The sequence below is a fragment of the Pantoea cypripedii genome (assembly GCF_011395035.1).
In the GTDB taxonomy this organism is placed as follows: Bacteria; Pseudomonadota; Gammaproteobacteria; order Enterobacterales; family Enterobacteriaceae; genus Pantoea; species Pantoea cypripedii_A.
Genome location: NZ_CP024770.1, coordinates 1453768 through 1466529 on the forward strand (window position 1 = coordinate 1453768; position 12762 = coordinate 1466529).

General features: G+C 46.7%; 10 protein-coding genes. 2 read left to right on the forward strand and 8 right to left on the reverse strand.

What is annotated here, in order from left to right; translation table 11 throughout:
- Positions 1 to 116 precede the first annotated feature (116 nt).
- Positions 117 to 1079 carry an SDR family NAD(P)-dependent oxidoreductase gene (locus CUN67_RS30080; protein ID WP_208719400.1) on the forward strand — a complete coding sequence of 321 codons (963 nt, stop codon included), beginning with the start codon at positions 117 to 119 and terminating at the stop codon, positions 1077 to 1079.
- 448 nt (positions 1080 to 1527) lie between these two features.
- Here the strand turns inward: CUN67_RS30080 and CUN67_RS30085 are convergent, their stop codons facing one another.
- The 5 genes from CUN67_RS30085 to CUN67_RS30105 all read right to left on the reverse strand — a co-directional run bounded on the left by CUN67_RS30085 (position 1528) and on the right by CUN67_RS30105 (position 8076).
- Positions 1528 to 3024 (reverse strand): APC family permease, encoded by a 1497-nt coding sequence (locus CUN67_RS30085; protein WP_208719402.1) that lies wholly within the window; start codon positions 3022 to 3024, stop codon positions 1528 to 1530.
- A gap of 202 nt (positions 3025 to 3226) precedes the next feature.
- The gene (locus tag CUN67_RS30090; RefSeq protein WP_208719404.1) at positions 3227 to 4939 is read right to left on the reverse strand and encodes a phytoene desaturase family protein; all 1713 of its coding nucleotides are present in this window, start codon (positions 4937 to 4939) and stop codon (positions 3227 to 3229) included.
- A gap of 86 nt (positions 4940 to 5025) precedes the next feature.
- The gene (locus CUN67_RS30095) at positions 5026 to 5466 is read right to left on the reverse strand and encodes a hypothetical protein (RefSeq protein WP_208719406.1); all 441 of its coding nucleotides are present in this window, start codon (positions 5464 to 5466) and stop codon (positions 5026 to 5028) included.
- A 3-nt stretch (positions 5467 to 5469) separates the two neighbouring features.
- Entirely contained in the window at positions 5470 to 6546 is a 1077-nt protein-coding gene (locus CUN67_RS30100) for a phosphotransferase (protein ID WP_208719408.1), read from the reverse strand.
- A 96-nt stretch (positions 6547 to 6642) separates the two neighbouring features.
- Positions 6643 to 8076, reverse strand: coding sequence for a gamma-aminobutyraldehyde dehydrogenase (locus CUN67_RS30105; protein ID WP_208719629.1), 1434 nt, complete (start codon positions 8074 to 8076; stop codon positions 6643 to 6645).
- A 157-nt stretch (positions 8077 to 8233) separates the two neighbouring features.
- On the opposite strand from CUN67_RS30105, the gene CUN67_RS30110 reads away from it, so the two are divergent.
- Positions 8234 to 9733: a PLP-dependent aminotransferase family protein gene (locus tag CUN67_RS30110; RefSeq protein ID WP_208719410.1), complete on the forward strand. Its 1500-nt coding sequence runs from the start codon at positions 8234 to 8236 to the stop codon at positions 9731 to 9733.
- Between the two features lie 69 nt (positions 9734 to 9802).
- On the opposite strand, the gene CUN67_RS30115 is transcribed toward CUN67_RS30110, so the two are convergent.
- The 3 genes from CUN67_RS30115 to CUN67_RS30125 are packed head-to-tail and all read right to left on the reverse strand — an operon-like array spanning position 9803 to position 12750.
- Positions 9803 to 10306: an Lrp/AsnC family transcriptional regulator gene (locus tag CUN67_RS30115; protein ID WP_208719412.1), complete on the reverse strand. Its 504-nt coding sequence runs from the start codon at positions 10304 to 10306 to the stop codon at positions 9803 to 9805.
- Between the two features lie 12 nt (positions 10307 to 10318).
- On the reverse strand, positions 10319 to 11689 hold the full coding sequence (locus CUN67_RS30120; RefSeq protein ID WP_208719414.1) for an aspartate aminotransferase family protein: 1371 nt from the start codon (positions 11687 to 11689) through the stop codon (positions 10319 to 10321).
- Positions 11686 to 12750, reverse strand: a complete 1065-nt coding sequence (locus CUN67_RS30125) for a phosphotransferase (RefSeq protein WP_208719631.1) — start codon at positions 12748 to 12750, stop codon at positions 11686 to 11688. Before CUN67_RS30125 ends, CUN67_RS30120 begins: the two co-directional genes overlap by 4 nt.
- Between the last annotated feature and the right edge of the window lie 12 nt (positions 12751 to 12762).

Below are 12762 nucleotides of genomic sequence, written 5' to 3' on the forward strand. Positions count from 1 at the left end.
AATAAGTATGCAGCTTGAAGTTGAATTTCATATCTTGTATTTGAGTGGATGAATGCATTTTTGTATTTTTCTGTTACTCCCTTTTCTATAATACCTTTCTAAGGTAAGGAATTAATATGCCGACAGTATTAATCACTGGAGGTCATTCAGGGCTCGGTCTTGAAGCTTCAAGAGAAATAGCCTCAATGGGATTTAACCTGATCCTGGCAGGTAGAGATCCCATACGCATCGAGTCAATCGCTAAAGAATTAAGATTGTCTCATAATATAGACGTCACGGTACTCCAGTTAGATGTGTCATCATTACTGTCGGTAAGGCAGGCAGCTATTCTTTGTAATGATATGTTGACGAACGGAAAGATTGATTCGCTGCAGGCAATTATCTGTAATGCCGGGGCGAGTTTTATCGGAAAGGTTTCCTACAGTGTAGATGGTTATGAAATGACATTCGCCACCAATTATCTGGGGCATTTTTTACTCATTCAACTGCTGGTAGATAATATCACTGATAATGGTCGAATCGTATTTGTGGCAAGTGGTACACATGACCCTGATACACGAGATGGAATGCTGATTGGTAAAGCCGTCGAGGCAAACGCACGTATATTGGCCAATATGGGTAAAGATGGTGGGAAATCTGTCTCATTTGGGAAACGATATGCGACTTCTAAGCTTTGCATGATTCTGTGTGCTTACGAGCTGGATCGACGATTAAAACGGTCGGGGAAATCAATTGCGTCTATTGCTTATGACCCTGGTTCAATACCTGATACCAATTTAATGAGAGGTCTGCCAACTCCGTTACAGCCATTTATCAAATCCCGATTTATGCGGTGGATAGCAAAAGGTTTAGGGGTTACACAGGGACGTCTGGATTTTTCAGGGATATCTCTTGCAAAAATTGCTACCGAATCTGATTACGCGAAAATGTCGGGGAAATATTTACAGTCGCATGACGGAGTATTACTGGTTAAGCAATCATCGAAAGCCTCTTACGACGAAGCAGGAGCCGCTAAGCTCTGGGAAGATTCCCGAGATCTTGCACATTTGCATTCATTCGAGGAGCCGAAAAGTTTATAGCGATTAAAAAACTTGCTTACTCGGTTGGTGGCGCCGCTCTTTTGCAGCAAGATTCTTCCAGAAGGTTGCCAATAACTGATAATGATTATTATTTACATAATTGCAAACACCAGTATGATGACTCTTTACGTTTCGTTGCGGGAACTGAGTACTCAGCGACATCCCCAGCCGGGTGCTCACAAAAGAGGGTCTTCAATGCAATCCACTCACCGATTACATTCTCTGCAGCAGTTAACCGATATGGCTCACAAGTGGGGCTATGATTACGAGCTGGCGAACAGCAACTGCTCGGGTAGGAGAGGGTGGAGGGCTGCTCTCCGGTGGCAAACGCCAATGTGTCGCCATTGCCCGAGTCCGTTCGGGCATAGCTGCGTTACATATTTCGCCTGTGCTGGTTGAGTAGGGTTTTAATATAAAATTTAATCTGCGGTTTCAGGAGATATTACACTCAGGCTCTATCCCCAAGAGAAGATGCCATGCTGGCATATACGTGGGGAGATCGAATTTTAATAAAGTAAGCCCCTAAAAACCCGATCAAAAACGAACCGAACAGCAATCCTTTAAACACGTACTCAAGGGTTCCCTGCACTCCCAGTAGAACATCAAAACTTGTCAGGGCCACATATAAGATGGGAAATAAACCCAAAATACTCAACAGTGGAGCCCAGAAGGTATTCCAGCGGCGATCATCTAACTTGTAACGACGGAAGAATGCGAAGATGGCAACACTTGCAAGACACTGAGTCATAATAATGCCCGCTGCTCCAACACCAGTAAACCAGGTGAATAATGTTTCATAGGGCTTGAGGCCCAGTGCTGCAAAAAGAGCGACTACCACAAAAACACTTGCCGTCTGGATATAGCAGGCAATATATGGAGAGCGACGTACTGGATGCGTTTTCCCCATAGTCTTACAAAACAACCCTTGCCGTCCGATAGCAAACAAATAGCGTGAAACGTTGTTGTGGAACGTCACGATAGCTGCAAACAGGCTGGTGATAATAAGGATCTCAAAAGCATGGGCAGCCAGGCCACCCAGTACATTCCTGCTTACCGTGAAAACCAGATTACCTGATTCGGCCTGGGTAATAGATACGGCTTTATCACCCATGACGTTGATTAATAACCATGCAGTGAGTGAATAGAAAGCGCCCATAAAGATGACTGCGGTATAAGTTGCAATGGGTATGGTTTTTTTGGGGTTTTTAGCTTCCTCACCATAAATAGCGGTGCCTTCAAATCCGATGAATGATGCGTGAGCGAACATCATTGCCACACCAACGCTCCCTGAGAACGTCGCCTGAAGACTGAATGGCTCAAATGTGTACGAACTCAGTGAGGGTGTAGACGGACTGAATAAAATTCCCAGGTCCAAAAGAACAATGATAAGGGTTTCGAGCGTCAGTAACGTTGCAAGAACCATTGCACCGGCATGAAGGCGACGAAGTCCCAACCAAAGACACGCCACCATCGCGGCAAAAGAATAAATATACCAGGGTAGATGAATATTAAGGGAATGAATGAAAAGTTCATCCAGGTAATAGCCAACACCTCCGTATAAACCTAACTGAATTGCATTGTATGAGAATATGGTCAGGAACGCAGCCCCTAATCCGAATGGACGACCAATACCCTGCGTAATATAGGAATAAAATGCACCTGTGTTAGTGATATGTCGGCTCATCGCAATATATCCTACAGAGAAAACCAGCAAGATTAAAGCAATCGTGACAAAAGCCCCGGCGATACCAATACCGTTACCACTGCCAATAATAACAGGGAATAATGCGACAACAACTGTTAATGGTGCAGCAGCGGCAATGACAAAAAAGACTATGCTCATTACACCTACACTATTACGTTCCAGTACATTAGAATCGCTGTATTTACTTTCCTGGCCTGCATGCACATTATTCATGTTTCCATGATTAATTTCTTGGGACATAAGAAAACCTCGTCGTCTCGTTAAATGTATAATAGTTGAAATAAAACTACCGGCGACTTGCATAACTCTACTGCATCAGGTTATTCCTGACTTTCTCTTATGTTGCCTGAAAAAGCGACGTCCCTATCCTTTAAGTTATTTTGTAATTATTATTACGGCAATACTCTGGTCCTATGTGATCGTGTGATATTTAACAAATTCATTATTTGCTCAAATGTTTTGTTAAACTGCGAAATACACGTGATCGGGCGACCTGATAACCAAGTTTCCTGCCGACATCGGTTTTCAAAAGCCCATTCAGGAAATTGCGATCAGCTTTCTCAATTTTTCGTCCAGCAACACTGTCTTCGAGTCCGGCTAGATCGGCCAAAATTCGCTGAGCTGCGTTGTGACCCGGCATACCACTTACACCGCCGCCGGGGTGAGAACCTGAGCCACAAAGATAATATCCTGGCAATGGCGTGCGGTAATGGGCCGCGGATTGGATGGGGCGTTGGTCAAACAGATTTTCCAACCCGACCATCGACTGATGAAAAATATTGCCGTTGGTAATATTATAATCACGATGTAAATCGAGGGGAGTGATCACATGATGAGCGATGATGTGATTGTGCATATTTGGTGCGTACCGGAAATAAATTTCTAATACCTTGTCTGCCCATTCCTCTTTGCGTGAGTCCCAGTCACCTTCTGCAAGTTCAAAGGGAAGCTGCTGCACACCCAATGACAATGTGTGAGTACCAGGTTTAGTCACCAGGCCCGGATGGGTTACTGAAGGAATTAACGATTCAATTACCATGTCATCCGGGAATTCACCTTTATTTTGTGCTTCAGCAGCCATTTCATAAAGCGCAGGAGAGGCACCCATTATGGTCAGGCATTGATGTTGTGGCCCGGTTGTTCCCGGTTCAAATCCCACATAATCCGGTAACGCATCCACCAGCAGATGAATACGCCCCATAGAGCCACGCTGGTCGATTTTCTTTGCTTCATTGCTTACAGATTCAGTGAGTGTTCCTTCCGGTAATAGTCCAACCAATGAACGGGTAGGGTCTGCCCCCGAGATAACCATTGAAGCGTAAATGCGTTCACCCGAGCTCAGAAGCACACCGGTAGCGCAATTATCCTCGACAATAATTTGCTGAATCGGACTGGAAGTGCGGACTTCACCATTGTGTGCTTTCAGTGCGTCGACCAGAGACTGGCTAATCATTCCCATACCGCCTTCAGGTAAACCGAAACGGCCGAATGCGCCTTCAAATTCCCCTAAAGCGTGATAACCATATACGTAGGCGGTTCCAGGAGTGTTAGGCCCACCCCAGGTGGATACCAGCCCCATGAACATCATAAATCCGCGGAGGCGATCAGACTTAATGTATTTCTGCAGGAGCTCTTCGGCTGAAAACACCATAAATTCTTCGAAAAGCTCAGTTTCACCCGCCTCTGCAAAGCGCTGACGTAGCTGGTATTCACTGGGGGGATCGCTCAATTGTATTTCGTGTGTCAGCTCACCAAACCGCTTAAGGCGGGCGGCGAAGTGCATAAAGTTTTCACCATCGGCTTTACTATGACTTTCAATAGAGCGCAGAGTTTTGTCAATCTCCTGCCATAGCATAATTCTTTCACCATCATCCCACAGCGCCATTTCCTGGAGAGGTGGTGCATAAGAGTTGAGTCCATAGCGTCCCAGCTCCAGATCGTTAACAACTTCTGAACGCAACATCATTTGAATATATGAGCATGAGGAAAAAATCCCTCCGGGTACCAGTTCCTCACTTGTACAAGCACCGCCGATAATGTTTCTGGCTTCAAGCACCAGTACTTTCAAACCGGCTCGCGCCAGATAGTTAGCACAGACCAAACTGTTATGGCCTGCTCCAACCAGCACGGCATCGTATTTTTTTGGCGTTGTCACGGTTTAATCCTCTGTTCAATGTAATATTTTTTTGCTCGCCACGTATTTTTAATGGCGAGCAGGTCATCGAATTAATGCTATTAAGATTATGACGGTAAGATTAATTTGAATAGTTGATGGTCAGTGAAAGTATCATCAGCGTAACCCACGAAGTTCCCGGTCACGATGCCAGTAGCGCCTTCAAAAAAACCACTACCCCCTAAAACTTTCCAACTAATAGAACCCGTGGCTGTACCATTGTCATGAGAATAGATTTTTCCGGGTGTACCCGTTACAACGTCAAGATGGCTATTAATATCAGCAAACTCCACCCGGCCACTTTCCCAACTCTGATCACCTAAGACGGTGACAACGGTATCAAAACTGGCCGATTTTGAGGGTGCCTGGAGCATGGCTTCACCTGTAATGCTCTGGTCTGCAACGGTAGAGATGATCTGACCGTTAGCGCGAGAACGAATTACGCCTGACGAAAAGCCAACAGGTTCTCCTTTTCCGGTAAAAAAAATCAGCATCGAAAACGTTTTCATTTTTTAGCTCCTGGGTGGGAATTGACAAGCATGACGAAAAATAGTGTTGGCCTCTTTACGACTAATAGTTGAAAGTCGCTCCAACCCTCGCCACGCAGTGGCTGTATTCTTAAGTATGTATTTACTATTTTCCGGGCGTTGTTTGGCCCGATATTCGGAAATCGTTACGGCCATGCATAACCGCGTAATAATCAGATCGTATAATAAATCTATTTCCTCTGGCTCGAGGGGAAGCATGTTATGGTATGAACTTACCATATCAGTAACTGACTTCAGCGATGTTTCACTACTAATTTGATAACTTGCGGCAATCGCAATATTATTAATCAACTGCGAGTAAACCATGTCACCAAAATCAAGAATACCTGAAACTTTATTGGAGTCCCTTACATCCATGAGAATATTATAGGGATTAAAATCTGCATGAATAACCTGGTGTCTCATTGCACGTAAACGAGGTTGAACCTCATTGACGAACGAATCAAAGCCATTCCTGACAAGTTTCCATCTGGACTCACTATGGGTACTTTCTTTTGATGGTAACATTGAGCGACATTTTTCTGCCTGGGCTAAGTCCCAGGCGAGCTCACGATGCGCACCTTTGTGGTCAAATCCCGCCAGCGCGACATCCAGCTCAGCCAGAACACGACCTATATTTTGCATCTGAATCGAAGTTGCGGGAATTGTTGCCAATAGCTCCCCAGAGAGAAATGTGGTTAAACATGCCATGCGAACAGGATTCTCACCTAGTTTCACAGGAACGATCTTTAATCCAGAAAGGGTAGGTAAAACACCCGGTACAGGTAAGTGTGGTCCATTTTGTTCAATCCAGTTTACAGCACTAACCTGCATCATGATGATTTCATGACTATCCGCTGGATTGGTCAGGCGAAGAATATATCGCTCGGTATGTTCCTCACCGATTAAAAAAAGCTCATCACGTTCACAACTTAATGGATGGCAAGGTAATAATATTCCCCATGAATCAACAATAAATTGTTGAATGTCCGAGGTCGGCGTAGGAATTAAAATATTTTCCAGGTTGCCAAATGAAACTTTGCCTGTGTTGAACGATATCATCTCAACTCCGACAATTCGATGTGATAATAAAGGGGTGAAGCTGGCCCCAGTTAAAGCGACCAGTCCACAATATTAATGGAATCGTTGAATTAGTGATTATTCAAAATTCATCATCACATGGCGAATGACAGTATAATCTTCAAGACTATAAACAGACTGGTCTTTACCGTATCCGGACATTTTCATTCCGCCGTGAGGCATTTCACTGAGTAAGGTAAAGTGTTGGTTTACCCAGGTCGTGCCGTAACGCAATCGAGCACTGACCAGAGAGGCTGTTTTAGCATCACGAGTCCATACAGATGATGCCAGTCCGTAACGGCTGTCATTGGCATATTTGATCACTTCTTCAGTGGATGTGAAGCGTGTGACTGACACGACGGGACCAAAAACCTCGCGCTGTACGATCTCATCTTCCTGACGGGCACCTACAATAACGGTGGGCTCGTAGTAGAACCCTTTGCGATTTGCCGGCTTACCACCTGTTGCGATGGTAATATGTGCATGCTCACGGGCGCGATCAATAAATCCTGTTACGCGGTCACGCTGACGTTCACTCACTAATGGTCCAAGTTCAGTGTCAGCATCATGACTATCACCAAGCCTGATAGAAGAGACTGCTGCGGTCAGTTTTTCCACAAACGCTTCATATACATCACTGTGTACATACAAGCGGCATGCTGCACAGCAATCCTGGCCAGCATTATAAAAACCTGCTGAACGCACCGTACTGACCACCGCGTCTATGTCTGCATCGGCCATCACAATTACCGGGGCTTTGCCGCCTAATTCAAGATGAGTTCGTTTAAGGTTTGAAGTGGCAGCCTGCAACACTTTTTGCCCTGTTGTGACATCGCCGGTCAACGAGATCATATCGACTCCCGGATGGGAACCCAGATAAGACCCTACCGTTTCGCCGCGTCCGGATACGATGTTCACTACGCCAGGAGGCAGCATTTCAGCCAGAATTTTACCCAGCTTAAGTGCAGTCAGAGGGGTATTTTCAGACGGCTTCAGCACCACTGTGTTACCCACAGCAATGGGTGCGAAGATCTTCCAGGTCGCCATGGCTAACGGGAAGTTCCAGGGAGCGATTGCTGCAACGACTCCAACTGCATCACGGCGGATAATACTGGTGTGATTCGGGACATATTCACCTGCAGCCAGGCCACCCAGTACACGGGCTGCACCTGCGAAGAAACGAATGTTGTCCACTACGCCTGGGATTTCATCTTCAAACATGCGGATATAAGGTTTACCGACATTTAAAGATTCAATTTTTGCGAAATCTTCGCCTTCTTTTTCAATGCGATCTGCAATTTTAAGGAGTAACTGCGAACGTTTACCGACGGGTAGTTGTGACCAACCCGGAAATGCTTCGCGAGCAGCCGCAACTGCATCATCAACCTGCTGCTCAGTGGCTTCCGGAACTTCACCGAGGATCTCACCACTTGAAGGGTTTACCAGGATCTCAGCAGTGCCATGCCCACGTACCTGTTGCCCGTTGATCAGTAAATCAGTGATAAATTCAATCGAGGTGCTCATAGACTTTCCCTTAATCTTTTTTTAATGCATTGATGACCAGGATGTAACTGCAACGGCATTTAACAAAAATGCAATCTCAATTGGCAGTGATTCGACTATATGAGAGAGTGGACTGGCCAACTATAGCCAATCGCGAGAAGATAATATGTCCACTGCGGATCCCAACCTCTTATCAGAACTAATTCTTCTGGATTTGCAATCTCCGTCGCAAATCTCGCTGCAAATGAGGGTCTACAAGGTTATTGCCCAGGCAATATTAAGTGGAGTTCTCGCGGCAGGACATCGTTTACCCTCAACAAGATCTCTATCTAAGGAAGTAGGTGTTTCCAGGCTAACCATAACGATCGCCTATGATAAACTGAGTGCTGAAGGTTATATCGCGACGCGGCAAGGTCAGGGAACATTCGTTGCCGATACTTATCCGATGGAATTTGATGATTTACATAAATCGACTGAATTTACCAATGGTAATGAAATCGAATTTTCAAAACGTTCGATGGCTTTTCTCACCGCTAATAACCATCATTCTGGTTCTGGTGGTCCTTTTATCCCGGGTGTGGCAGATACATCCAACTTTCCCTTTCACATTTGGCAGCGGATGCAAAATCGCTATAGTAATAAGTCTTACTCATTCCTAACTGGTTATGGCTATGATGGTGGATATTGGCCTTTGAGACAGGTACTGAGCGAATATCTGCAAATCTCACGTGCTGTAAAATGTGAACCAGAACAAATATTGATTACTATGGGAACAAATCAGTCTCTGGATTTATGTGCCCTGATGTTAACGGACAATGGCAATACGGCAATTGTCGAAAATCCGTGCAACTGGAGTGTTCCCGTAATCTGGAAAGCAGCCAATCTTGATATAGATTTTGTGGGAATTGATGAAGAGGGTCTATGTTTGAATAGCCATTCTTTTACAAAAACAATGGATGATAAAATTCCAAAGCTTCTTTTTACTACACCTTCAAACCAGTATCCTATGGGCTTATCAATGAGTTTGCCCAGGCGCCGATATCTCCTTGAACTCGCTCAAAAGTATAATTTCTGGATAATAGAAGATGACTATGATAGCGAATTTCGCTATGACGCTAAACCGTTGCCATCGTTACAAGGGCTTGACACTCATGAAAGAGTCATTTATCTCGGAACATTCAGCAAGACACTCTTCCCGGGATTACGATTAAGTTACATGGTGGTTCCCGCTAAGTTAGTTAAAGCATTTAACCGAGGGTTATCTCAAATATACAGGCCAGGGCAATTAGTGTTACAGGCGGCTCTTTCTGATTTTATCCGTGAAGGATATTTTGCTTCGCATATCCGAAGAATGAGAGCCATATACTCAGAAAGGATGCATGAGATGCGCAGGGCTCTCCAATACCATTTTGGCGAGCTCATTACCTTGTCCCAGGGGAACTCAGGATTGCATATTACAATTGAATTCATAAAAACCATCAACCTGAAAAAAATGACTGAAATTGCGATGAGTAAAGGAATAACTTTACACGAACTCGCTATGTACCAGCATACTGAAAAGAAAACTCAGGGTTATGTATTGGGGTTTGGTGGCATTAAAACTGAGGAGATAGATGCAGAGATTAAAACTCTAAAGGACATATACCTCACTGAGGGGGTGAGTTAAATTGATTTTTTACCATTCAGCTCTGAGTTTACGCGATAAACAATCTTATTTAGCGCGTAAGTTCTGATCTCATTTCCAACTCGATTTTCCGGTAGCAATCACCGTTAGCGGTTCTGCGCGACGCTGATAGGGTTCGCGTAATACGATACGGCTGGCGAATTTATCTATACCGATTTCGTCTTCCAAAAGACGATCCATAAGATCCTGAAACATTGACACGCCAGGAGTAATGATTTTCAGCAAATAATCGTAACCGCCACTCACGTTATAGCATTCAACGATTTCCTGGTACTTGCCTGCGCCCATCTCGAACTTGCGAAAATCCGCGGGATAATGGCTACTCAGTGTAATTTCAGAAAATACCACGACATTGCTGCCTAGTTTATCCAGCGCAACCCTGGCACTGTAGCCGGAGATGATGCCACTTTGCTCCAGACGTTTGGTGCGCGTCAGGCTTGGGCTGGGACTGAGGCTAACAGCCTCAGCTAGTTCCAGGTTCGAACAACGGCCCTCCATCTGCAGATGTTCAAGGATCCTGATATCGGTACGATCTAAGGGTTTGAAAGTTGGCATCTGTGTATCCCATCATATATTTGGACTGGACCGTCCAACCCTGGATGCGCTCGCTTCCGTCAGCGCTTCATCGAGCACATTGATAACCATCCCTGCCTGCTCCTCTGTCAGCACCAGTGGAGGACGGATTTTCAGCACGTTGTGTCCCATCGCGCAGGCACTCAACAATATACCTTTCTGTCGCATTCGGTTCACTACCTGACTGGTTAGCCAACGATCTGGTTCACGTGATTGACGATCTGCAACCAGCTCAACGCCCACGAATAGCCCGGATCCCCGGACATCTCCAATGGCCTCATGCTGTTTTCCCAGCCCAGCAATGCCATCAAACAGGACCTTCCCAACTTTCCCTGCATGTCCGATCAAACCATCCCGTTCGATGGTTCTTAATACGGCCAGCGCCGCCGCACAGGATACGGTATTGCCTGCAAAGGTGTTGAAGTACCTTGAACGCTGACCGAACTCTTCTAACACGTCGGCAGTTGCGAGCAGCCCGGCAATAGGCTGACCGTTACCCATCGGCTTGCCCATCGTGACGATGTCCGGGATGACACCGTGGCGCTGGAATCCCCACATGTATTCTCCGGTTCTGCCAAATCCAGGCTGTACCTCGTCGGCAATGAACAAGCCGCCGGCACGTTTTATCGCGTCGGCCGCGCCTGTCAGGAATCCAGTCGGGCCGGGCAAAATGCCATCACTGGTGAAAAGCGAGTCGACGATCAGTGCGGCTGGTTTTATTCCATGACGCTGCAGATCAGCGATGGCAGTTTCGACATCGTGTGTAAAGCGTTCGCCGAGGTCAATGCCCTCAGCATGGTATTGACGAGGGGCAGGAACCAGACGTACGTGCGGTCCGAGGTCGACTGCCGTGCCCAGAGAAGGGGAAAACTGCGACACTGCGTCGGTGATACCATGATAAGCCGTCTCGGTAACAATCACGCCTGTGCCGCCGGTACGCATTTTGGCGATACGATAAGCGAGATCATTCGCTTCGCTGCCTGTACAGGTCAACATCAGATGGCTGAGAGACGTTTCCGGAACGGTCGACAGTAAGTATTCGGCCAGCTCCAGGATTGTGTCATGCAGATAGCGAGTATTCGTCGCCAGGGTCTGGACCTGCCGGCAAATCGCCTCGCTCACGGTAGGATGGCAATGCCCCAGAGAGGTCACATTGTTGTAGACGTCAAGGTAACGACGGCCTTGTGCATCAATGAGCCAGGCACCTTCACCGCGAACAATATGCAAAGGATGCTCATACATAAGACGATAGGCGGGTCCCAGCAACGCATCCCTACGCTGGATCATCGCAGTTGTATCTGGTCCCACATCAGCAAGACCGGGGATATAAGCATTCACCATATTAAGGTCTGTCGTGCTTTTCATTGATTTCTCTCGTTTCGGGTTTCGGATAACAACCGATCACGTGCACAGTTGCGAGTGATGTCCGCCATTTGTGACAGCGCTTCCCAGGCCGCCGGATTATGACGCATGATATAGACGCGGTTGTGGGGGTAGCGGATAGCACGCCATTCCGAGATCAGGGCCGTAATGAGATGGCGCGTTGCCATGAGGTCAGCAACGATCTCTTGCTCAATGTCAGTGAGCGCAAGCGTCTTGTGGTAGGCACCGACGAACTGTGCAGGCCCCTCGAAGGGGTCGGCGCAACCAGTCATATGGAAGGCCGCTGCGGTTGCTACCTCTCCAACTAATGGCGCATACAGCATGTCGCCGAAGTCGATGATCCCCGTGACGCGATCCTGCTCCTCCGGTGCGACGAGTACGTTGTAGAGATGATAATCGTTGTGGATCACCTGAGCCCTGAGCATCGGAAGAAGCGGTAATACATGCTCTTTGAAGCGAGCCATAAACGCTCCTGCAAGGCTGCGACGCTCAGGATCGACAAGGTCTTCCAGCTTTTCCGTAAGGCGATGCGCTGCGGATACGTTCCACAAAAGATCGTGGCTGGCGGCAGGATGTGAGAATCCTTTTAAAGACAGATCAAGCCTTGCCAGGCAGGTTCCCATCGTGCGACGTTGTCCGGCTGTTCGGGGTGTTTCCTTAACCTGAACCCCGTCCAGATAGGTAAGCATCCGAACCGTGGTATGCCCCCCATTTTTTAAAGTGACATAGTCACATGTTTGTCCGGTTAATGTGCGCACGACACGCGGGATAGGCAGATCCGGCGAGGTTGCAGCCACATGATTAAGTGCTGCAATCTGGAAATCGACAATCGACGCTGATTCAGATTGATTGCTGATTTTGAACACATAACGTGTCCCGTTCTGTGTTTCGATGCAGCAGTTCTGGTCACGCTCACTGGCCAGCAACCGAACCGTGCCCTCGATCCCATACAAGTCAGCCACCAGCGATTGTATTTCATGGGGTGATATGTCGGGAGCTGCTGTACTTAAAGCGGCAGCATCGGTTGCGTTTACCTTCACCATCTTTTTCCTCGC